The sequence below is a fragment of the Rhizobium croatiense genome (assembly GCF_019793465.1).
GTDB lineage: Bacteria > Pseudomonadota > Alphaproteobacteria > Rhizobiales > Rhizobiaceae > Rhizobium > Rhizobium croatiense.
In genome coordinates this window covers 148925-172076 of record NZ_JAILYJ010000003.1, presented here as the reverse complement: position 1 = coordinate 172076, position 23152 = coordinate 148925, and the positions used below count along the sequence as shown (strand labels likewise).

Genomic DNA, 23152 nt, shown 5'->3' with positions numbered 1-23152 from the left:
GATGAAGTGATGTCTAACGGAAAGGACATCGCCATGTTCGACATGATCACCATTGCTGGCGTTCACGGATACCGGCATTCCTGCAAGCCAAGCGGCTCAAAGGCGGATGAAGAGCGGTTCTATGCCGAGTTCGGAGACAGCAGCATCATTCGCTTCGCCGCCTGGCTGACTTCGATCGACCTCATTTTAAAGCGGGTCGCAGCGAACGGAAAACGCCGCAGCGTTGCGGCGCAATCCTGCGGCCGTCACGGCCGTGCTCCTCAGGCGACTTTCCTTGCGCCGAGGTGAGCGGCCGCCGGTTCTGCGCCGATGCGGAAACGCTCGATGAGCGCCATCAGCGTATCGGCTTCGCCGGCAAGCAGACGGCTTGCCTGCGTCGTCTCGGCAACCATCGAGGCGTTCTTCTGGGTCATCTGGTCCATGGCGTTCACGGAACCGTTGACCTCATGCAGCGCCGCCGACTGATCCCGGCTGGCGGTGGCGATGGTCTCGACATGGCCGCTGATCGCGATGATCTCGTGGCTGATCGAGGCAAGGACGCGGCCGGTCCTCTGGACGAGTTCGGAGCCCGCCGTCACTTCGCGGCTCGATGTCTCGATCAGCGACTTGATCTCGCGCGCCGCATCGGCCGAACGCTGGGCGAGCTCGCGGACCTCCTGGGCGACGACGGCAAAACCCTTGCCCGCCTCGCCCGCCCGCGCCGCCTCGATGCCGGCATTGAGCGCCAGAAGATTGGTCTGGAAGGCGATATCGTCGATCACCTCGATGATCTGCTCGATCCGCTGCGAGGCCTCTTCGATCCGTTCCATGGCAGCGACGGCATCGCCGACGACGGCGCCGGAATTGTCGGCGGTCTTCTTGGTGGCGGCGACGACGCTGTTGGCTTCACGGGCGCGCTCGGCGGAAGAGCGAACCGTGACGGTGATCTCCTCGACCGCGGCGGCGGTCTCCTCGAGGTTTGCCGCCTGCGCTTCCGTGCGTTTCGAAAGCTCATCGGCGGAAGCCGAGACGGCGCCGCTATTGCGCTGGATCGTCGAGGCGCTGTCGCGGATGCCGGAGAGCGTATCCTGCAGCCGCAGAAGCGAGGCGTTGAAATCGACGCGCAGCTGCTCCAGCCGGCCGACGAAGGGCGTGCCGATCGTCTGCGAGACGTCGCCCTGGGACAGGCGGCCGAGGCCGGCCGCAAGCTGGTTGACGGCAAAATCGATCTGGCCGTCGAGCGAGCGCTTGTCGGCATCGTTCCTGGCGCGTTCGGCATCGCTCAAGGCGCGCTGTTCGGCCGCCTCGGATTCCAGGTCGCGGCGGGCGCGGGCGCTGTCGCGGAATAGCGAAAGGGCGCGGCCGATCTCGCCGAACTCGTTTTTCTTCTCAAGACAGGGGATTGCCTCGTCGAGATCGCCCGAGGAGATCGAGTGGACGCTGGCGGTCAGCGCCTGCAAAGGCTTCACCGACTGGCGGATCGCATAGAAGGCGAGAACACCGACGAGCAGCATGACGACGGCGCCGATGCCGAGAACCAGGATCAGCAGTTCGTTCATGCGCTGATAATAGAACTCCATCGGAATGCCGATGAAGAGAATGCCGACATTGGCGTTCGATGCGTTCTTGATCGGGAAATAACCGGTCATGAACTTGCGGCCGAACAGCTCGGCCGGGCCGAAATAGGCCTCGCCACGGGCGAGAACCGGCTGGGCCGGGTGCTCGGCTGCAAGCTTGGTGCCGACGGCGCGGTCGCCGTTTTCCTTCTTGACGTTGGTGGATATGCGGACGTAGTCGCCGCCCTGCTTCTGGAAGATCGTCGCAACGCCGCCAATCGACTGGGCGGTGCGGTCGACCAACGAATGATCGGCAAGGGCCGGAATGGCCTCTTCGGTGACGGCAGAGAGCTTGTTGTCCTTGACCTCGACCTTGGCGGCCTGATCGGCCGCGCCGTAGAGGACGGCCATGGCGCGGGCGGCGTCCCTCGCGTCGGAGACGGCGCCATCCATCACATGGCGGCTCAGATTGTAATAGGTCACGCCGACAATGGCCGCCGTGCTGATCGCCAGCAGAAATAGCGTGATCGCAACGATCTGGCGGACGATGGATGTAGAGAAAAGGCGCGGCATCAAAACCCCCGGCGGCACAACAAGGGCTAAATTAGAGGAAAAGCGTTAAGGAAAATTTTCCGTAAATCTGGATTGGCCAGGATAATCAACCGCCCCGTTTTCGGACATTCCATTTGGCCTGCCAAGGCGGCCGATCGCGCCTTACCAATACGCAAACGGCCCCGGAAAACCGGGGCCGTCGAAACAATGGAAATCAAGCGCTGATCAGGCGGCGCGGTAGACCGACGCTTCGCCCACCCCGTCGATCTTGAACTGCTGGATGAGGCGGCGTAGCGCATCGGCCTCGTCGGCCAGTTCGCGGCTGGCGGCGGTCGTCTCCTCCACCATGGCGGCGTTCTGCTGCGTCATCTGATCCATCTGGTTGACCGTCGCATTGACGCTCTGCAGCGCATTGGACTGGTCGTGGCTGGCGCGGGCGATCATCTCGACATGCTGGCTGATCGTGACGATCTGGGCGCTGATCTTGGCGAGCACCGTGCCGGTCTCCTGCACGAATTGCGAGCCGGAGCTGACCTCGTTGGTCGACTTGTTGATCAATCCCTTGATCTCCTGCGCCGCGGCGGCGGAGCGCTGGGCGAGTTCGCGGACTTCCATGGCGACGACGGCAAAACCCTTGCCGGCCTCGCCGGCGCGCGCCGCCTCGATGCCGGCGTTGAGCGCCAGCAAGTTGGTCTGGAAGGCGATCTCGTCGATGACGCCGATGATCTGCTCGATCTGGTGCGCGGCATCCTCGATGCGGCCCATAGCGTCGATCGCATTGTTGACGACGACGGCGGAATCATCGGCGCTGCGCTTGGCCTGACGGACGATCTGGTCGGCATCCTTGGCGCGTTCGGCCGACGAGCGCACCGTGACGGTGATCTGATCGACGGCAGCCGCCGTCTCTTCGAGCGAAGCGGCCTGCTGTTCGGTGCGCTTGGAGAGATCCTCGGCCGACTGGGCCATCTGGTTACCGTTGCCCTGGATCAGTTCGACATTGTCGCGGATCTGGCTCATCGTCGCCTGCAGGCGCAGCATCGAACCGTTGAAATCCTGACGCAGCTGTTCGAGGCGGCCGATGAAGGGTGTTTCGATCGTCGTCGAGATATCGCCCTGCGACATGCGTTCGAGGCCGGCGGCAAGCGCGTTGACCGCAAATTCGATCTGCCGGTCCATCTCGCGCTTTTCGGCGTCGTTGCGCTGGCGCTCGTGTTCTGCGGCGGCGCGTTCCTCGTCGCTCTGCTCCTCGATGCGGATCTTCGAGATGGCATTCTCCTTGAAGATGCCGAGGGCGCGGGCCATGTCGCCGATTTCGTCGTACCGCTGCTCGCCTGAAATGCTGGTTTCCAGCGACCCTTCGGCGATACGGCGCATGGCGGCCGTGATCTGGCTGATCGGGCGCTGCAGCGTCAGCACCAAGGCGATGCCGCCGAGGATCGACAGCAGGATGCCGAGACCGGTGGTGAGCACCGAGATGCTGTTTGCCTGGGTGCGCTCGGTGCCGGCCGTCTGTTTCTGCAGCTCGGCGAAATCGGTCAGCTTCGTCCAGATCTGGTCGAGTTCCTGGCGGGCGGCGGCATAGGCCGTGACGCGCTCACCGATCGTATCGACGATCTTCGAGCCACCGCCGGAAATGGCGTCGAGGGCCGGCTGGATCGCGCCGGAAATGCCTTCGGCAAAGCCCATGCCCTTGGCGCTGGTGGTCAGAACCTGCATGTCCTTGCCGAGCGTGCCGGCCTGCTGCTGCAGGCGCACGAGATTGTCCTTGCTCGAATTGGAGAGGAAGTCTGACAGGACGATCTGCAGCGCATAGACGGAATTTTCCAGACGACGCGTATCCTGCAGGACGGAGTTGGTCTGGGCGATGCGGCCTTCGAGCTCGGCAAACCGCTGGGTCGCCTCGCGCATCTTCTGCGTCGCGGTCAGCTGCGTATAGGTCGAGGTCTGGCGGAAGCGAGACACCAGGCGGCCCAGTTCGGCGACGTTCTCGTCGGTCGGCGCGGGCATCTGGGCGATCGCCTTGATGCTGTCGATGGTCGCCGCCAGGGCGTCGATGACGTTTTTCTGATTGGTCGGAACCGAAATGGCGATCAGGCGCTGGGCCTTGACGATCTCCGGCATCTGTTCGTTGATGAAGGCGATCTTGTCCTGTGGCGTCTGCGGCTTGCTGAAGCCGCTGGCGACGGTGCCGAGGAAATCGCCGCCCTTCAGCAGGCGGTCGGCGGTGCGAAGGGTGACGGTGGCAGCACTCTCGTCGCGCTGCAGCGCGGTCTGCAATTCCTCGGCCTGGTAGGAGACGGTGAAGCGGGTGCTGATCAGGCTCTTCTGCGCAGCGTCGATCTGCTCGTGCAGCACGACTTCCTGCTCATGCAGCGCCCAGAGCTTGTCGACGACGCCTGAAATGTCCTTGGTGCGGCTTGAGGCTTCCGCAAGGCTGTCACGGCCGGCCGCCTGTTCGCCTACCTGGTTCAGCGTCTGGTCGAGCACGCCCTGCTGGGTCTTCAGATCGGTGAGCAGCTTGTCGCGCGCCGACTGACTGGTGATGCGCAGGAAGTCGTCCATCGAACCGTAGAGATCCTTGAACCCGCTCAACGACTGCAGCACGCTGTTGGAGATTTCCATGCGGCCCTGCAGAAGTCCGGAAGCATAAAGGCCCGTCAGACCCACCGCCGAAATGGTCACAACGAAGGGCAGAACGAAGATCAGAACCTTCGTCTTGATCCTGAAGCGGGAAAGAATCTTGTCAATCAACATGGCGTTCCGGGCCTTTCATACACAACTCCTCCCGCGGGCAGCCATCAGGCGCGCCAGCCGAGTGCACATCAAACTATTCTCTTTACATCGGGGAACCCGGAAGCCAGGCGGCAGTCATTGCCGGTTCATGTCCAAGCAAGTTGGAGATGCCCAAATAATCGCGGGCAATTGTGTCAGATTAGATATTAATTTTCGGATAAGCGGTGATGGCGGTTAAAAGCCAAGGCGGTGAAATAGTTGCAATATATGCCCCACAGGACCGCGATGTCGCGATCGGAAGGCGGCAAGGTTACTTTCGGATGAAAGGACAGGTCAGAGGACGTGCGCGAGCAACAGGGCCAGGCTGGCGGCTGTGGCGCCGGCTGCGAGCATCAAATATCGCAGGACTGCCATCCTGATGTCAGGCTTTGCCTGGGTGATTGCGATGGCGCGGGCGCGTCGTGCGTGTCTGGTCATGCTCGAAACCTCACTCTTCTGACACAACAATCCAACAAAACGGCTTGCCGGTAAAGCTTAATCTAGGAAGAGCTCTGCAAACCGCCAATTGAGACAGGATGGCGCACCTCTCTTAAGAAGTCTTGAATCGGCATTTCTAATATACGGGTTCCACCGATATGCAGAAAGCGAAAGCTTCAGGCGCATTCGCCCGCGGCAAATCCCGAGGCCCACGCCCATTGGAAATTATAGCCGCCGAGCCAGCCGGTGACGTCGACGCATTCGCCGATGAAATAGAGGCCGGGCACGGCCTTGGCCTCCATGCTGCGTGAATCGAGCGCGGCCGTGTCGATGCCGCCGAGCGTCACTTCGGCGGTGCGATAGCCTTCAGAGCCGGAAGGCTTGATTGCAAGGTTCTGGGCGCTCGCGGCAAGGCTGAGCAGCGCCTTGTCAGGTAGGTCCGCCATATTGCCGGAGATCTTTTCGCGCTCGACGAGAAACTGCGCCAGCCGCTTCGGCAGGACCTCGCCAAGCGCGGTCTGGGCCGACTGGCGTCCGTTCAGCTGCTTTGCCGCCTTCAGCTGCGCGGCGATGTCGATATCCGGTTCGATGGCAAGGACGATTTCGTCGCCTTCGCGCCAATAGGAGGAGATCTGCAGGATGGCAGGTCCGCTGAGGCCCCGATGGGTAAACAGCAGCGCTTCGCGGAAGGCGGTCTTGCCATGGCGGATTTCGGCCGGAGCGGAAATGCCGGCAAGCGGCGCAATGCTTGCGAGCAGGCCAGGATCGAGCGTCAACGGCACCAGGGCCGGGCGGGTTTCGAGCACGGCCAGGCCGAACTGCTCGGCGAGGCGATAGGCAAAGCCGGTGGCGCCCATCTTCGGGATCGATTTGCCGCCGGTCGCGACGATCAGCGATGAGGCTTCATAGGCGCCCTGCCCGGTCGAGACGCGGAAGCCCGCATCGGTCCTTTCGACGCCTGTTATTTCGGTAGACAGATCGAGTGCCGCGCCGGCGGCGCGCATCTCGTCCAAGAGCATGCGGATGATGTCCTTGGCGCTGTCGTCGCAGAACAGCTGGCCGAGCGTCTTTTCATGCCAGGCAATGCCGTGCCGCTCGACCATGGCGATGAAATCGGTGGGCGTGAAACGGGCAAGCGCCGACTTGCAGAAATGCGGATTGGCGGACAGAAAATTCTTCGGTCCGGCATGGATATTGGTGAAATTGCAGCGGCCGCCGCCGGAGATGCGGATCTTCTCGCCGGGCGCTCGCGAATGGTCGAGAACGACGACCGAGCGACCGCGTTTTCCCGCGCGGATGGCCGCCATCATGCCCGCCGCCCCGGCGCCGATGACGATGACGTCGCTTTTGCGCTGCAAACCCGTTTCCCCAATCAAATCGGCGTCTTCTTTTTCCATCGAAGGGCGAAAGTCAACGTTCTCGACCCCTCGCCAATTGGCAAAGTCCGGCTATGATGGCGCCACGATCAACCAAACCGGTGTGTCATGTCCCCAAAAAAGACGACGCTGAAGCCTGCCAGAACCGTACCCGCCTCGACGAAAACTCCCCCGGACCCCGGATCCCTGCGCGGCGTTGCGAACTGGAAGGAAGCGGCGCAGTGGCTGAGAGCCAGGGGCATAGAAGACATCGAATGCATCACGCCCGACCTTGCCGGCGTGCCGCGCGGCAAGATGATGCCGAGCTCGAAATTCACCTCCAACACCTCGCTGGCGCTGCCTTCGGCGATCTACCGGCACACGATTTCCGGCGAATATCCCGAGGAGACGGAGAGCTTCCGCTACGAGCCGCGCGACAGCGACCTGAAGCTGATGCCCGATCTTTCGACGCTGTCGGTCGTGCCCTGGGAGAGCGATCCGACGGCGCAGGTGATCTGCGACATCGTCGATTCGGACGGCGGCGAAGTGCCCTATACGCCGCGCAACGTGCTGAAGCGGATCATGAGCCTCTATCATGAGCGCGGCTGGAAACCGATCGTGGCGCCCGAGATCGAATTCTATCTCGTCGCCAAGAACGACGATCCCGACTATCCGCTGCACCCGCCCAAAGGCCGGTCCGGCCGCTCGATCCTCGGCGGCCAGGGCTATTCGATCGCCGGCATCAACGAGTTCGACGAGCTGATCGATGACGTCTATCATTTCTCGGAGAAGCAGGGGCTGGAGATCGATACACTGATCCATGAAGAGGGACCGGCGCAGCTCGAAATCAACCTGCGCCACGGCAATCCGATCGAGCTTGCCGACCAGGTGTTCCTGTTCAAGCGCACGATCCGCGAGGCGGCGCTGAAACACGACATCTACGCAACCTTCATGGCCAAGCCGATGCAGGGCCAGCCGGGTTCGGCGATGCATATCCACCAGTCGGTAGTGAATATCGAGACCGGCAAGAACATCTTCTCCAACCCCGATGGCTCGGCTTCGAAGGAATTCTTCCATTTCATCGGCGGCATGCAGAAATTCGTGCCGAGCGCGATGGCGATGCTGGCGCCCTATGTGAATTCCTACCGCCGCCTGCAGCCGGACATGTCCTGCCCTGTCAACAATGCCTGGGGCTACGACAACAGGACCACCGCTTTCCGCGTCCCGGTGTCCGATCCGCAGGCGCGGCGCGTGGAAAACCGGCTGCCGAGTTCGGACGCCAATCCCTATCTGGCGCTTGCCGCCTCGCTCGCTTCCGGCCTGCTCGGCATCATGAAGGAGATCGAGCCGACGGCGCCGACGGAGGATTCGGCCAATGAGGGCTCAATCGACCTGCCGCGCGGCCTCTTGGAAGCCGTGGCGCTGATGGAGGACGAGCCCGCCTTCGAAGAGGTGTTCGGCACGCAGTTCATCGGCCTTTATGCCGGCGTCAAGCGCGGCGAGTTCGAGACCTTCATGCAGGTGATCAGCCCCTGGGAGCGGGAATTCCTTCTGCTCAACGTGTGAGGGGATCGTCATGGCACGAAATGAGATGTGGCAGAGCCCGATCTGCCCGGGCCTATCCTGGTATCAGGCAACCGTCGGCGAGCGGCCCACCTATGCCGCTCTCGACGGTCCGAGAGCATGCGACGTCGCCATCATCGGCGGTGGCTATACCGGCCTGCAGGCCGCCTATCACCTCGCCAAGTCAGGCGTTTCGGTCGTCCTGATCGAGGCCTGCCGCTTCGGCGACGGAGCGTCCGGGCGCAATGGCGGCCAGCTCGGCACCGGCCAGCGATGGTGGCCGGAAGAGCTCGAGGAAAAAATCGGCTATCAACGCTCGAAGGCGCTGTTCGACGTTGCCGAGGCGGCCAAGCGCCATCTCCTCGATTTTGCAAGCGAGCACCAGATCGAGATCGACTTCGTGCCCGGCCAGCTCAATGTCGCCCACAAGGCGAGCTACGAACGCGACTATCGCGAGAATGCCGAGATCGCCGCGCAGCGCTATGACTATCCGCACATCAGCTTTATGGACAAGAAAGAGACGCAGGAAAGGCTCGGCTCGAAGCGTTTCCACTGCGGCGTGCGCGATGTCGGCACAGGCCATATCCATCCGCTGAAGCTGCTCATCGGGCTCGCCCGTGTCGCCGCCAACGCGGGTGCTGATATCTTCGAGATGACCAAGGCGACGGCGATCCGCCAGGGCGGCGGCAAGGTGACGATCGAAACTGAGCGGGGCACGATCACCGCCGACCGGGCGCTGATCGCCTGCGACGGGCATATCGATGGCCTCGAACCGGTGACGGCAAGCCATGTCATGCCGATCCGCTCCTTCATCGGCGCCACCGCCCCGCTCGATAAGCATCCCGAAGTGCTGCCGGGCGGCGAGGCCGTCGCCGATTCGCGCTTCGTCGTGCGTTATTTCCGCCGATTCGAAGGCCGTCTGCTGTTCGGCGGACGCGAGGCCTATACAGCCGACAATCCGCGAGACATTTCGCAGCATATCCGCCGGCAGATCGGCGAAATCTATCCCGATCTGAAAGACATCGAGATCACCCATGCCTGGGGCGGCAGCGTCGGCATCACCATGCCGCGCCAGCCCTTCGTGCGCGAGGTAATGCCGGGCGTCACCTCGATCGGCGGTTATTCCGGCCATGGCGTCATGCTGTCAAACTACTGTGGCAGGCTCTATGCGGAAACGGTGCTTGGGAAATCCGGCGATCTGGATCTGTTCAAATCGCTCGACATCCCCGCCTTTCCCGGCGGGGCCTGGATGCGGGCGCCGTTGCTTTTCCTCGCCTTGTCGTGGTTTGCGCTTCGCGACAAGTTTTAGTCCGCTTGCGGATTTCATCTCATGGAAATTCGCTCTAAAACCGGTGCCCGACAGATTCATTGCACTGCACACTGGCTTTTTTAAATCGATTAGATTAAAAGGGCCGTCAACCAAGCCTGATTGAGAGACAAGCTCATGAGCAGCCAGATCATTCCCGTTGAGCCTTTTGATTACGTCGTCTTCGGCGGCAGCGGCGACCTTGCCGAACGCAAGTTGCTGCCGGCCCTCTATCATCGCCAGATCGAAGGCCAGTTCGGCGAACCGACCCGGGTGATCGGCGCTTCGCGCAGCCCGCTGACGCACGAGGAATACCGCAAATTCGCCCGCGATGCGCTGAAGGAACACCTGAAGAAGGGCGAATATGACGAGAACGAAGTCGAGAAGTTCTGCGCCCGCCTCTATTACGTCTCGGTCGATGCCCGCTCCGACAGCGGCTGGGATCAGCTGAAGAGGCTGCTCGACGAGAGCAAGGATCGGGTGCGCGCCTTCTATCTGGCGGTCGCACCCGGCATCTTCGGCGACATTTCGCAGAAGATCCACGACCATAAGCTGATCACCAAATCGACCCGCATCGTCGTCGAGAAGCCGATCGGCCGCGACCTCGCCTCGGCGCTGCAGCTCAACGACATGATCGGCCGCGCCTTCAAGGAAGAGCAGATTTTCCGCATCGACCACTATCTCGGCAAGGAAACAGTGCAGAACCTGATGGCGCTGCGCTTTGCCAATGCGCTCTATGAGCCGCTGTGGAACGCCAACTACATCGATCACGTGCAGATCACCGTGGCCGAAGCGGTCGGCCTCGAAGGCCGCGCCGGCTATTACGATACGGCCGGCGCATTGCGCGACATGGTGCAGAACCACATCCTGCAGCTGCTCTGCCTGACGGCGATGGAAGTGCCTTCGTCGATGGATTCGGAAGCCGTTCGCGACGAGAAGCTGAAGGTGCTTCGCGCGCTGAAGCCGCTCGATGCCTCCAATGTCGAGCAGGCGACGGTGCGCGGCCAGTATCGCGCCGGCGCATCCGGCAGCGGTCCGGTCAAGGGCTATCTCGAAGAGCTCGAAGGCGGCGTCTCCAACACCGAGACCTTCGTCGCCATCAAGGCGGAGATCAACAACTGGCGCTGGGCTGGCGTTCCCTTCTATATCAGAACCGGCAAGCGCCTGACCGGGCGCATGTCCGAGATCGTCATCACCTTCAAGCCGATCCCGCATGCGATCTTCGACCAGGCGGCCGGCCGCATCGTCGCCAACCAGCTGATCATCCGCCTGCAGCCGGATGAGGGCGTCAAGCAGTCGCTGATGATCAAGGATCCGGGTCCGGGCGGCATGCGCCTGCGCAACGTCTCGCTCGACATGAGTTTTGCCCAGGCCTTCAACGTCCGCAATCCCGACGCCTACGAACGCCTGCTGATGGACGTGATCCGCTCCAACCAGACATTGTTCATGCGCCGCGATGAAGTCGAAGCCGCATGGAAATGGGTCGACCCGATCCTGAAAGGTTGGGAAACCACCGGCCAGCAGGTGCAGGGCTATACGGCCGGCACCTGGGGCCCGAGCCAGGCCATCGCGCTGATCGAGCGCGACGGCCGCACCTGGCATGACGATATCTAGGACGACATCGATGGCATCGACCCTGCATTCCTTCGCCAGCCCCGCAGATCTCGCCGGCAGCCTCGCCGACAAGGTCGCCGATACGCTTTCGGCAGCAATCGCCGCCCGCGGCGCCGCCTCCATCGCCGTTTCCGGCGGCTCGACGCCAAAGGCCTTCTTCCAGGCCCTGTCGACACGCGATATCGCCTGGGACAAGGTGACGATCACGCTGGTTGACGAACGCTTCGTGCCGGCCGACAATACCCGCTCGAACCATCTGCTGGTCGATGCCAATCTCTTGCAGGACAAGGCAAAGGCGGCGCGGTTCGTGCCGCTTTACCAGCCGGCAGCCTCGGTCGAGGAGGCCGCAAGGCTGGCGACGGAAAAAAGCGCCGAGATCGGCATCCCCTTCGACGTCGTCATCCTCGGCATGGGCGGCGATGGCCACACGGCCTCGTTCTTTCCCGGCGGCAGCAATCTTGCCGAGGCGCTCGATGCCTCGACGCCGCGCGGCGTCATCACCATGGAGGCAGAAGGAGCCGGCGAACCACGCCTGACTTTCACCTTCTCCAGTCTTCAGGATGCCGCACTGCTGGTTCTCCATATCGAGGGCGAAGGCAAAAAAGACGTTCTCGCCAAGGCGGAAGGCAGCGGTGACGAGGCAGACATGCCGATCCGCGCCGTTCTGCGCCGGGCCACTTCCCCGGTCGAGATCTACTGGGCTCCCTGATACGGCCTGACGGCCGCCGGAGCCGGCGAACACATTGAGACGAACCAGAACAAGGCAGGGATCTTCCATGTCCGCTCACGCACGCATTGCTGCGATCACCAACCGCATCGTCGAACGCTCGAAGCCGACCCGCGAGCGCTATCTGGAACGGCTGCGCGCCGCCGCCTCCCAGGGCGTGCACCGCTCGGTGCTCGGCTGCGCCAACCTCGCCCATGGCTTTGCAGTCTGTTCCCCCGCCGACAAGGACGCGCTTGCCGGCGACCGCATCCCCAATCTCGGCATCATCACTGCCTATAACGACATGCTCTCGGCTCACCAGCCGTTCGAGACCTATCCGGCAATCATCCGTGAGGCGGCCGCCGAAGCAGGCGGCGTCGCCCAGGTGGCCGGCGGCGTGCCTGCCATGTGCGACGGCGTCACCCAGGGGCAGCCGGGCATGGAGCTGTCGCTCTTTTCACGCGACCTGATCGCCATGGCCGCGGGCGTCGGCCTGTCGCACAATATGTTCGATGCCGCCCTCTTCCTCGGCGTCTGCGACAAGATCGTTCCCGGCCTCGTCATTGCGGCGCTCTCCTTCGGGCATCTGCCGTCGATCTTCGTTCCGGCCGGGCCGATGACGACGGGACTGCCCAACGACGAGAAGTCGCGGGTGCGTCAGCTCTTTGCCGAGGGCAAGGTCGGCCGCGCCGAGCTCCTGGAGGCGGAATCGAAATCCTATCATGGTCCCGGCACCTGCACCTTCTACGGCACGGCCAACTCCAACCAGATGCTGATGGAGATCATGGGCTTCCATATGCCCGGCTCCTCCTTCATCAATCCCGGCACGCCGCTGCGCGAAGCGCTGACGCGCGAAGCGGCCAAGCGGGCGCTGGCGATCACCGCGCTCGGCAACGAATTCACGCCGGCCGGCGAGATGATCGACGAACGTTCGGTCGTCAACGGCGTCGTCGGCCTGCATGCGACTGGCGGCTCGACCAACCACACGCTGCACCTCGTCGCCATGGCGCGCGCAGCCGGCATCCAGCTCACCTGGCAGGACATCGCCGAGCTTTCGGAAGTCGTGCCGCTGCTTGCCCGCGTCTATCCGAACGGGCTTGCCGACGTGAACCATTTCCAGGCGGCCGGCGGCATGGGCTTCCTGATCAAGGAACTCCTGAAGCACGGCCTGGTGCATGACGACGTGCGCACCGTCTTCGGCCAGGGTCTCCAGGCCTATACGGTCGATGCCCGCCTCGGCGAAAACAGCACCGTCCTGCGCGAGCCGTCGCCGGAAAAGAGCCATGATCCGAAGGTGCTCTCCAGCATCGAGACGCCGTTCCAGGCCAATGGCGGGCTGAAGATGCTGCGCGGCAATCTCGGCAAGGCAGTCATCAAGATCTCCGCCGTCAAGCCGGAGCGCCACATCATCGAGGCGCCGGCGATCGTCTTCCACAGCCAGCAGGAACTGCAGGACGCCTTCAAGGAAGGCAAGCTCAACCGCGATTTCGTCGCCGTCGTGCGCTTCCAGGGGCCGAAGGCGAACGGCATGCCGGAACTGCACAAGCTGACGCCGCCACTTGGCGTGCTGCAGGATCGTGGCTTCCACGTGGCGCTTCTGACCGACGGGCGCATGTCCGGCGCGTCCGGCAAGGTGCCGGCGGCGATCCACGTCACGCCGGAAGCGGTCGACGGCGGCCCGATCGCCCGCATCAAGAACGGCGACATCATTCGCCTGGACGCGATCAAGGGCACGCTGGAAGTGCTCGTCGATGCCGCCGACATGGCCGAGCGCGAACCGGTAACCGTCGATCTCGCCGATAATGAATTCGGCATGGGCCGCGAGCTCTTCGCGCCCTTCCGCCGCGCCGTCGGCGCTTCGGACCAAGGGGCGAGCGTTCTCTTCCACTGAACATAACCAACGCAGATAAGCAAAAACCCGCGAGGCGCACGCAGCGTCCCGCGGGTTTTGCTATTGGCGGTCCCGATCTATCCGTCAGGCGCGGATGTCGAGAACGTAATCCTTGTGCGCCGGGTGCGTGCTGTAGACGAAGATCTTGTTCAGCTCCTTCTGCGTCAGCAGGCGCAGGAAGCGGACTTCGATCGTGTTGTTGGCATTGACCTTCATCAGCAGGCAGCCGACCTTGGTGATGCGGGCATCCGGAATGTCCAGATAGAACTGCTTCGGCAGGCTGAACTGGGTCAGAATTGCGAGCGTCGCGCTGCTCATCGAGATCCGGACGATGTCGCAGCGGCGCGAAGCCGCGTGCATGACGCCCTTTTCCGTATATTCGATGCGCGCGGCATTCATCGTGTCCTCCATTTTGAACCGCGCTTCGCGGTCATACATGAAGGATTCTTCCTTGCTCAGGAAATGAGATCTTGGCTGTGACGGATTGGAAGCGGCCACTTGCTTATCCCCCTCATAAATTGACGAGGAAAAAGTAGCAGCCGATCTTTAACAGAAAGTGAGAATTCGGTCCGCCAAGTATAATTCTCGGGATGATTACCCCAAAAATGGCGATCTCATTTCCGGTAGGTATGGCCGCTCGCATCGAAGAGATGCAGCTTCTGCCGGTCGGCGGCAAAGCGCATCCTCTGGCCCTTATGGACATCGTAAATGCCGGGCAGTTTGACGACGATCGGCTCGCCGGGGACCAGGCCTTCGATATAAAGCAGCGTCACTTCGCCGAGCGCTTCGACGATCGAGACCTCGCCCTCGAAAACATAGTCGGCACCGTCGGCGATCCTCAGATCCTCAGGACGAACACCGAAGCTCGCCTCCTTGCCCTTCTCGGACGCGTCGGTCGCCACATCGAGCGTGACCGACATGCCGCCGGTCAGCGTCACGGTCGTCTGGCTGCCGGTGCCTGATATCGTCGCGGGGATGATGTTCATGGCCGGCGAGCCGATGAATTTGGCGACGAAGAGGTTGGCGGGGCGCTCGTAAAGCTCCAGCGGCGCGCCGACCTGCTCGATATTGCCGGCGGAAAGCACGACGATGCGGTCGGCAAGCGTCATCGCCTCAACCTGGTCGTGGGTGACGTAGATCATCGTCGTATCGGCCATCTGCTCGTTGAGGCGGGCGATCTCGATGCGGGTCGCGACGCGCAGCGCAGCATCGAGGTTGGACAGCGGCTCGTCGAACAGGAAGACCTTGGGGTCGCGGCAGATGGCGCGGCCGATCGCCACGCGCTGGCGCTGGCCGCCGGAAAGCGCCTTCGGCAGGCGGTCGAGATATTTGCCCAGTTGCAGGCTGTCGGCCGCCGCCCGCACGCGACGGTCGATCTCCTGCTTGCTTTCGCCGGCGATCTTCATGCCGAAGGCCATGTTGTCGTAGACCGTCATATGGGGATAGAGCGCGTAGGACTGAAAGACCATGGCAATGCCGCGCTTCGACGGCGGCACGTCGTTGACCAGCTGGCCGTCAATATACATCTCGCCGCCGGTAATCGCCTCGAGACCGGCGATCATGCGCAGAAGCGTGGACTTGCCGCAGCCGGACGGACCGACAAAGACGATGAATTCGCCCTGCTTGATATCGAGGTCGATGCCGTGGAGAACGTCCACGGAACCGTAGGATTTGCGGATATCCTTCAGCGTCAGTCCAGTCATGTCTCTCTCCCCTCCTGATCCTTAAGCGAGACGGGCGAAATACGCCCCCCAGGCCGGAATATCGATCTTGTCGCCATAGTTGTTGCTGATAAAGCCGTGCCCCGTCAACGCCTGCCATTCTCCCGCAGGCAGGGTAACGCCTGTTTCGGCCGGGCTCATGTTGAAAATGCAGAGCAGCTTCTCGTCACTGTATTCGCGGGTGAAGACCAGGGTATCGCCCTCGGTCTCCTCGAATTCGATCTCGCCCTTGGCAAAGGCCGGGTGCAGCTTGCGGAAGGCGATGAAGCGTCGATAGTGCTCGAGCACCGACGTCTCGTCGCCCTGCTGGACGTTGACGGCGCGCAGAATATGTTCGACCGGCACCGGCAGCCAGGGCTTGACTGTCGAAAAGCCGCCCTGGGTGACGTGGCTGTCCCAGACCATCGGCGTGCGGCAGCCGTCACGGCCTTTGAACTCCGGCCAGAACTGGATGCCATAGGGATCCTGCAGATCCTGATAGGCGAGATCGGCTTCGGTCAGCGCCAGTTCTTCGCCCTGATAGAGGCAGACGGAACCGCGCAGCGTCATCAGCAGCGAAGCATAGAGCTTGGCGAAGGCGTCGTGATCGGCGACCAGCCCGCCCCAGCGGCTGACATGGCGCATGACGTCGTGATTGGAGAAGGCCCAGCAGGCCCAACCATCGGGGGCTGCGGCTTCGAAATCCTCCATCACCTCCTCGACGCGCTCCGGCGTCAGCGGATCGGGCGCCAGGAACTCGAAGGCGTAGCACATGTGCATCTTGTCGTTGCCGGAGGTGTATTCGCCGACGATTTCGAGGCCGCGCTGGCTGTCCCCGACCTCGCCGACGGCGGCGATTGCCGGATATTCCTCGAGAACGGCGCGGAACCGCTTCAGGAAGGCGAGGTTCTCCGGCCGGTTCTTGTCGTAGACATGCTCCTGGAAGTTATAGGGATTGACCGCCGGCGCCGTCGAGGCGTTGCGGCGCTCAGGCGCCAATGCCGGATTGTCGCGCAACAGCGGGTCGTGGAAATAGAAGTTGATGGTGTCGAGGCGGAAGCCGTCGACGCCGCGATTGAGCCAGAAGCGCACGACATCGAGCAGACGGTCCTGCACTTCCGGGTTATGCAGGTTCATGTCCGGCTGCGAGGTCAGGAAATTGTGCAGGTAATATTGCATGCGCGTCGGATCCCACGCCCATGCCGAGCCGCCGAAGATCGACAGCCAGTTGTTCGGCGGCGTGCCGTCCGGCTTGGCGTCGGCCCAGACATACCAGTCGGCCTTGGCGTTGGTCTTGCTGGAGCGGCTCTGCACGAACCAGGGATGCTGATCGGAGCTGTGCGAGATGACCAGGTCGATCATCACGCGGATGCCGAGGCGATGCGCCTCGGCGATCATCGTGTCAAAGTCCACCAGCGTGCCGAAGATCGAGTCGACATTTTCGTAATCGGAAACGTCGTAACCGAAATCGCGCATCGGCGAGGTAAAGAAGGGCGAGATCCAGATCGCATCGACGCCGAGGCTTGCCACATGCGGCAGCCGGGCGGTGATGCCCTTGAGGTCGCCGATACCGTCGCCGTTGGAATCCTGGTAGGAGCGCGGATAGATCTGATAGATCACCGCGCCGCGCCACCAGTCCTTATCGGCGGTCAAGATCGATTGGGGAGCCACGTTCATGGAATATCCTGTCTGAAGTCACGTTCGAAAATGGTCAGCCGCCCTTGACCGAGCCCGCCAGCAGACCACGCACCAGATAGCGCTGCAGCCCGAAGAAGACGAGCAGCGGCACGATAATGGTGACGAAGGCCGACGCCGTCAAAATCTCCCAATTGCCGCCGCGCGAGCCGAGCAGCGCGTTCAGGCTGCCGGTCAGCACGATGTGGTCCTTGTCGGTGCCGAGGAAGACCATGGCGACGAGCAGGTCGTTCCACACCCACAGGAACTGGAAGATGGCGAAGGAGGCGAGTGCCGGGAAGGACAGAGGCAAAACGATGCGGGTAAAGATCTCGAAGTCGCTCGCACCGTCGACACGGGCGGATTCGATGATCTCCTTCGGCAGGCCGGCAATATAGGCCCGCAGCAGAAAGATGGCGAGCGGCATGCCGAAGGCGGTATGGGCAAGCCAGATGCCGGGATAGGTCTTCGACGGCTGGCCGAGCATGTTGCCCACTTCGTTATAGAGGCGCAGAAGCGGGATCAGCGACATCTGCAGCGGCACGACGATGAGGCCGACGACGAGCGCAATCAGCAGCGCGCGGCCGGGAAAGTCCATCCAGCTCAGGGCATAGGCGGCGAAAGCGGCAATCAGGATCGGGATGATCGTCGCCGGGATCGTCACCGTCAACGAATTGATGAAGGACTGGCCGATACCCTCGCCGGTCAGAACCGTGTTGTAGTTCTGCAGCGTGAATTCCGGCGGCGCCGAGACGGAGACATAGATACGCCGCGGCCGCTCGTCGGGCGAGAAGGCGGCGTTCTTCATGTAGCGGTAGCTGCCGTCGCTGTTGATCAGCAGGCTTTCGCCGTCGCCGAGATCGGCCGTCTGGCCGGCCTCGAAGGCCGCCGGCTGCTGCACGCGGTTGCCGAAGGCCTTGACCGAGCGGCCGGTCTGTCCTTCCAGCACATTGCCCGAAATGACGTAGGTAGCGCCTTCCTGCTTTTGCTGGTCCGGCGTGCCCAGGCGCACGGCGACCGTCTGCGTCGAGCCGACGAAGGACGTCCACCAGCCGGACACAACGATCTGGTCCTTGTCGCGCAGGGCGCTGACGAAGATACCGAGCGTTGGGATGAGCCAGATGATGACGATCAGGAGAACCGCAAGGTGGACGAAGAGGCGGGCGGGACCGATCTTGAAGTAGCTTCCGACAGCGATCATCTCAATGGCCCTTCAGTTCGCGGTTGGCGCGGCGCACGTTCCAAACCATGATCGGCGTGACGGCGAGCATGATGATGATGGCGATGACGGCACTTCGGCCGGAATCGCCGCCGCCGCGGAACATCCAGTCGAACATCAGGTTCGCCAGGACCATCGTCTGCCACTGGCCGTTGGTCATGGTCAGCACGATATCGAAGACCTTGAGGACGAGGATGGTGATCGTCGTCCAGACGACGGCGATGGTACCCCAGACCTGAGGCACCATGATGCGCCAGAAGATCTGCCAGCCGTTGGCGCCATCGATGACGGCGGCCTCGATCGTCTCCTCGGGGATGCCGCGCAGTGCCGCCGACAGGATGACCATGGCAAAACCGGTCTGGATCCAGATCAGGATGACCATCAGGAAGAAATTGTTCCAGAAGGGAACCGAGATCCACACCTCCGGCGTGCCGCCGAAGAGCTGGACGATGGCGTTCAGGAGGCCGATCTGGACATCGTTGCCGCCGCGATATTCATAGATGAATTTCCAGATGACCGAGGCGCCGACGAAAGAGATCGCCATCGGCATGAAGACGATGCTCTTGGCGATATTGCCCCACCAGATGCGATCGGTCATGACAGCGATGACCAGGCCGAAGAAGGTGCAGGCGGCCGGCACGACGGCGAGCCAGAGGATGTTATTGAAGATCGACTGGCGGAATTCGCGGTCGCCGATCGCCCATTTGTAGTTAGCGAGGCCGACGAACTGCAGGCCGGTTCGGTCATAGAAGGAGAGGATGAAGGTCGCAACGACCGGATAGACGAGGTAGACGAAGAGCAGGAAGAGCGCCGGCCCGAGGAACAGCCACGGCCTGATGACCGCGCGGCGATTGAGATTGCGCGATGCGGCGCGAATGTCGCCATCCTTCACCGGCAGGGCCAGATCCAGAAGCTTGTTGGAAAAATAGAAATAGGCCGAGCACGCAAAAACGGCGAATACCACGACGCCCAAAGCGGACACTATCTGCGACAGCATTACGTCCCTCCCCTGCTTCCCCTGATCTTATTCCGACCGGCTTTCATTCTGACGGGGCAACGCCGGTCACCGTCAATCCACTTGTATTGTCCAATCACAATATATCCTGCGATGGCCGGGCTGCGCATGAGCCCGGCCACTCAGGCAGGTCATGCCGCCGGCAAGCCGGCGGCATAATTTTGGAAGATTACTTGATGCCGTCCCAGGCGCTCTGGATTTCGCCGGCAGCTTCCTCGGCGGACTTGCCGCCGACGAAATCGACCATGCCGGTCCAGAAGGCGCCGGCACCGATCTTGCCCGGCATCAGGTCGGAACCGTCGAAGCGGAAGGTGGTGGCGGAGGTCAGAATCTCGCCTTCCTTCTTCATCTGCGGATTGGCGTAGGCGTCGACGCTGACGCCCTTGTACGGTGTCAGGAAGCTCGACTGCGCCATCCAGACTTCATGCGCGATCGGGGTCTTCAGGAAGTCGATGAAAGCGCGGGCCGTCTTCGAGTCCTTGGCGATCGAGACGAGTGTGCCGGCGCCGAGAACCGGCTTGCCGAGTTCTGGATGCGAAGCATAGGTCGGCATGTAGAAGAAGTCGGCATCCTGGCCGAGCTTCGTGCCCTCGGGGAAGAAGGACGGAATGAACGAGGCCTGATGGTGCATGTAGCACTTCGGCGGAACGGAGAAGAGGCCCTTCGGGCTGTCGCGGAAGTCGGTCGAGGCCACGGCCGCGACGCCGCCATTGACGTATTTCTCGTTCTTGGCGAACTTGCCGAATTCGTCGATCGCGGCAACGACGGCCGGATCGGTGAACTTCAGCTCGTTGGTCGTCCACTTGTCATAGGCTTCCGGCGGCTGCATACGCAGCATGATGTCCTCGACCCAGTCGGTCGCCGGCCAACCGGTGGCGCCGCCGGAACCGAGACCGATGCACCAGGGAACGCCGCCATCCTTGACGATCTGGTCGGTCAGGGCATGCAGCTCTTCCATGGTCGTCGGGATCTTGTAGCCGGCTTCCTCGAAATTCTCCGGAACGTACCAGACCAGCGATTTCACGTCAGCCTTGTAAGGAAAGGCGTAGAAGGCTTCCTTGCCGTCCTTGCCCTTGTAGGTCCCGTAACCGACCCAGCTGTCGCCGGCACCGTAATTGTCCTTGAGCCACTTGGAGTTGTCATCGCCGAGCGGCGTCAGGAATCCCTTGCCGGCGAGGTCGGCGAGGAGGCCCGGCTGCGGCAGAATGGCGATGTTCGGCGGCGAGCCCGCCTGCGTGTCGATGACGATCTGCTGCTCGTAGTTTTCGGAAGAGGAATATTTCGCCTCGATGCCGGTCGCTTCGGTGAAATAGGCAAGAACGCTCATGAAGAACGCCTCGTCTTCGCCGCGCCACGGCCCGAAGATGGTCAGCGGCTGACCCTTCAAATCGGCATGCGCGGCCTTGAATTCGTCATAGCTTTTCCAGTTGAACTTGGAATCCTGTCCCGGGGCAAATTTCAGATCGGCCGCGGACGCAGCACCGGCAAAAAGCGCCGCAACGGCAACGCCCACCAAAAATGACTTTTTCATGTGATCAACCTCCCATCACAATCCCAACCCGCGCCGAATTCTCTGCAAAAAAGAAATTTCAAAGCGCTTTGACACCCAACTCATTTCACTTCCAGTGGAATGAAGTCAAGTCAATTCGCGAAAACTCGCCATAAACACGCGGGATATCGCAGCGCAACGGCGCCTATCGGGGAATATGGAGCGATTTTTCTTGAGTCAAGCGCGCGAGATGCTACATATTTGAAAGCGCTTTGGATGCCATTGGGAGGCGGCAGGCCTTTTAGAGCGGCCGACGGGCGGGCCGGGAGGAAGCATAACAGGTGAATCTCAAACAGCTATCGGAATTGCTCGGGCTGTCGCAGACGACGGTGAGCCGGGCGCTCAACGGCTATCCCGAGGTCAATGAAGCGACCCGAGAGCGCGTGCTCCAGGCCGTCAAGGAAACCGGGTACCGGCCGAACAAGGCAGCCCAGCGGCTTGCGACCGGCAAAGCAGGCTCGATCGGCCTGGTCATGCCGACGGCGCCCGGCCACCAGTCGGACGTGCATTTCGGCGAATTCCTGGCCGGGCTCGGCGAGGAAGCCGTGCGTCACGATTTCCATTTCGTCATCATGCCGGCCGATCCTGACGACGAGGTGGCGGCACTCCGGCGGCTTGCGATCAGCGGCAATGTCGACGCACTGTTCGTCGCCTATATGCGCGGCCACGATCCGCGGCTTCCCATGCTGAAATCGCTCTCCATGCCCTATGTCGTGCATGGCCGCTCCTTCGGCGCGGAGCCGGATTATCCCTATCTCGACATCGACAATGAAGGCGCCTTCTACGACGCGACCCGGCTGCTGCTGCAGCTCGGCCATACGCGCTTTGCGCTGATGAACGGGCCGACGCATCTCGATTTCGCCATCCGCAGAAGGAACGGCGTCATCTCGGCCCTTGCCGAACGCGGCCTGACGCTCGAGGAGGATTGCGTGAGCCACGCGCTGATGACCGACGAACAGGGCCTTCTGGCGATGGAACGCTTCCTGCAACTGCCGCAGCGGCCGACGGCGATCCTATGCTCCAGCACGGTCATGGCGCTGGGGGCGATCCGTGCGGTCAACCAGGCGGGATTGCGGCTCGGCGAGGACATTTCGCTGATCGCCCACGACGACGTGCTGCCGCTCTTGAAGCCGGAAAGCTTCTCCGTGCCGCTGACGACCACACGCTCCTCGCTCAGGGCCGCCGGCGCCCGCATCGCCCAGCGGCTGATCGGGACCGTGAAACAGGCCGGCCCCTTCCCCGAGCAGGAACTCTGGAAGACCGAACTGATCGTCAGGGCCTCGACCGGCCCTGCCCCGCAGTCCCACGAAGCTTAAGCCCAGCCTCAAAACTGCGGCGGCGTCTGCCCTGCGGCGCGGTGGGCTGCGATGACGGTGTTGGCCATCAGCATGGCGATGGTCATCGGCCCGACCCCGCCGGGAACCGGGGTGATGGTGCTGGCGACAGCAGAGACCTCGGCAAAGGCGACGTCGCCGACGAGCCGGGTCTTGCCCTCGCCCCTGTCGGGAGCCGGCACACGATTGATGCCGACGTCGATGACCGTCGCACCCGGCTTGACCCAATCGGCCTTGACCATCTCCGGACGGCCGACGGCGGCCACCAGAATATCGGCGTTGCGGCAGACCTCGGCGAGGTTCTTCGTTCTCGAATGGGCCATCGTCACCGTCGCATTGGCGTTGAGCAGCAATTGCGCCATCGGCTTGCCGAACAGGTTGGAGCGGCCGATGACGACGGCATTGAGGCCCGAGAGATCCTCGCCATGGGTGCGGCGGACGAAGACCATGGCGCCGGCCGGCGTGCAGGAGACCAGTCCGGTCTTCAGGTCGCCGGTGGCGAGCTTGCCGGCATTGACGACGCTCAAGCCATCGACATCCTTTTCCGGCAGGATCGACTGGATGATCGGCTCGCTGGCGAGCGGCTTCGGCAGGGGCAGCTGCACCAGGATGCCGTGGATCGACGGATCGGCGTTGAGGGTGGCAACGAGCGCTGCCAGCTCCTCCTGCCTGGTCTCGGCCGGCAATGTGTGCTGGACGGACTTGAAGCCGCATTCCTTGGCCATGCGGCCCTTGGAGCCGACATAGGCGTGGCTTGCCGGATCGTCGCCGACGATGATGACGGCCAGGCCGGTGGTGACGCCGCTGCTCTTTTCCAGCGCCGCCGTCGCACTCTTGACCGTCTGAATGACTGATGCAGCTACGTTCTTGCCGTCGATTACTGTCGCCACGCGTCTCTCCGCCCTGTTTCGCGCCAATCTATTGATAGT

The 23152-nt window shown here is 62.4% G+C and carries 18 protein-coding genes; 7 read left to right on the top strand and 11 right to left on the bottom strand.

Going from position 1 to position 23152, the window contains the following annotated elements:
* Window positions 1-33 precede the first annotated feature (33 nt).
* Complete coding sequence (locus tag K6M89_RS06455; protein ID WP_097584607.1) at window positions 34-288, top strand: hypothetical protein; 255 nt, start codon at window positions 34-36, stop codon at window positions 286-288.
* Here K6M89_RS06455 and K6M89_RS06450 read toward each other — a convergent pair.
* The 4 genes from K6M89_RS06450 to K6M89_RS06435 all read right to left on the bottom strand — a co-directional run bounded on the left by K6M89_RS06450 (window position 261) and on the right by K6M89_RS06435 (window position 6694).
* Window positions 261-2108: a methyl-accepting chemotaxis protein gene (locus K6M89_RS06450; RefSeq protein WP_222138812.1), complete on the bottom strand. Its 1848-nt coding sequence runs from the start codon at window positions 2106-2108 to the stop codon at window positions 261-263. The genes K6M89_RS06455 and K6M89_RS06450 overlap by 28 nt on opposite strands.
* Before the next feature lie 204 nt (window positions 2109-2312).
* The gene (locus tag K6M89_RS06445; RefSeq protein ID WP_222138811.1) at window positions 2313-4841 is read right to left on the bottom strand and encodes a methyl-accepting chemotaxis protein; all 2529 of its coding nucleotides are present in this window, start codon (window positions 4839-4841) and stop codon (window positions 2313-2315) included.
* Between the two features lie 312 nt (window positions 4842-5153).
* On the bottom strand, window positions 5154-5297 hold the full coding sequence (locus K6M89_RS06440; RefSeq protein ID WP_167482299.1) for a hypothetical protein: 144 nt from the start codon (window positions 5295-5297) through the stop codon (window positions 5154-5156).
* Window positions 5298-5473: 176 nt separating this feature from the next.
* Complete coding sequence (locus K6M89_RS06435; protein ID WP_222138810.1) at window positions 5474-6694, bottom strand: BaiN/RdsA family NAD(P)/FAD-dependent oxidoreductase; 1221 nt, start codon at window positions 6692-6694, stop codon at window positions 5474-5476.
* Window positions 6695-6781: 87 nt separating this feature from the next.
* On the opposite strand from K6M89_RS06435, the gene K6M89_RS06430 reads away from it, so the two are divergent.
* The 5 genes from K6M89_RS06430 to edd all read left to right on the top strand — a co-directional run bounded on the left by K6M89_RS06430 (window position 6782) and on the right by edd (window position 13732).
* The gene (locus K6M89_RS06430; protein ID WP_097584615.1) at window positions 6782-8218 is read left to right on the top strand and encodes a glutamine synthetase family protein; all 1437 of its coding nucleotides are present in this window, start codon (window positions 6782-6784) and stop codon (window positions 8216-8218) included.
* A 10-nt stretch (window positions 8219-8228) separates the two neighbouring features.
* Window positions 8229-9524 carry an NAD(P)/FAD-dependent oxidoreductase gene (locus tag K6M89_RS06425; RefSeq protein ID WP_222138809.1) on the top strand — a complete coding sequence of 432 codons (1296 nt, stop codon included), beginning with the start codon at window positions 8229-8231 and terminating at the stop codon, window positions 9522-9524.
* A gap of 135 nt (window positions 9525-9659) precedes the next feature.
* Entirely contained in the window at window positions 9660-11135 is a 1476-nt protein-coding gene (gene zwf / locus K6M89_RS06420) for a glucose-6-phosphate dehydrogenase (RefSeq protein WP_222138808.1), read from the top strand.
* Between the two features lie 10 nt (window positions 11136-11145).
* Entirely contained in the window at window positions 11146-11844 is a 699-nt protein-coding gene (gene pgl, locus K6M89_RS06415; protein ID WP_097584619.1) for a 6-phosphogluconolactonase, read from the top strand.
* Between the two features lie 67 nt (window positions 11845-11911).
* A complete protein-coding gene (gene edd / locus K6M89_RS06410) occupies window positions 11912-13732 on the top strand; it encodes a phosphogluconate dehydratase (RefSeq protein ID WP_097584621.1) in 1821 nt (606 codons plus the stop codon).
* An 84-nt stretch (window positions 13733-13816) separates the two neighbouring features.
* Here edd and K6M89_RS06405 read toward each other — a convergent pair whose 3' ends face one another.
* From K6M89_RS06405 to K6M89_RS06380, 6 genes are all read right to left on the bottom strand, one after another.
* Window positions 13817-14170, bottom strand: a complete 354-nt coding sequence (locus K6M89_RS06405; protein WP_020920408.1) for a hypothetical protein — start codon at window positions 14168-14170, stop codon at window positions 13817-13819.
* A gap of 176 nt (window positions 14171-14346) precedes the next feature.
* Window positions 14347-15435 (bottom strand): ABC transporter ATP-binding protein, encoded by a 1089-nt coding sequence (locus K6M89_RS06400; protein ID WP_097584623.1) that lies wholly within the window; start codon window positions 15433-15435, stop codon window positions 14347-14349.
* Between the two features lie 21 nt (window positions 15436-15456).
* The gene (bglA, locus tag K6M89_RS06395; RefSeq protein WP_097584625.1) at window positions 15457-17109 is read right to left on the bottom strand and encodes a beta-galactosidase BglA; all 1653 of its coding nucleotides are present in this window, start codon (window positions 17107-17109) and stop codon (window positions 15457-15459) included.
* Between the two features lie 34 nt (window positions 17110-17143).
* Window positions 17144-18307 carry a carbohydrate ABC transporter permease gene (locus K6M89_RS06390; protein WP_222138807.1) on the bottom strand — a complete coding sequence of 388 codons (1164 nt, stop codon included), beginning with the start codon at window positions 18305-18307 and terminating at the stop codon, window positions 17144-17146.
* A 1-nt stretch (window position 18308) separates the two neighbouring features.
* Window positions 18309-19322: a carbohydrate ABC transporter permease gene (locus K6M89_RS06385; protein WP_222138806.1), complete on the bottom strand. Its 1014-nt coding sequence runs from the start codon at window positions 19320-19322 to the stop codon at window positions 18309-18311.
* 187 nt (window positions 19323-19509) lie between these two features.
* Window positions 19510-20871 carry an ABC transporter substrate-binding protein gene (locus K6M89_RS06380; protein ID WP_222138805.1) on the bottom strand — a complete coding sequence of 454 codons (1362 nt, stop codon included), beginning with the start codon at window positions 20869-20871 and terminating at the stop codon, window positions 19510-19512.
* A gap of 299 nt (window positions 20872-21170) precedes the next feature.
* On the opposite strand from K6M89_RS06380, the gene K6M89_RS06375 reads away from it, so the two are divergent.
* Complete coding sequence (locus K6M89_RS06375) at window positions 21171-22205, top strand: LacI family DNA-binding transcriptional regulator (RefSeq protein WP_097584632.1); 1035 nt, start codon at window positions 21171-21173, stop codon at window positions 22203-22205.
* Window positions 22206-22213: 8 nt separating this feature from the next.
* Here the strand turns inward: K6M89_RS06375 and folD are convergent, their stop codons facing one another.
* Window positions 22214-23113, bottom strand: a complete 900-nt coding sequence (gene folD / locus K6M89_RS06370) for a bifunctional methylenetetrahydrofolate dehydrogenase/methenyltetrahydrofolate cyclohydrolase FolD (protein ID WP_097605621.1) — start codon at window positions 23111-23113, stop codon at window positions 22214-22216.
* Window positions 23114-23152 lie beyond the last annotated feature (39 nt).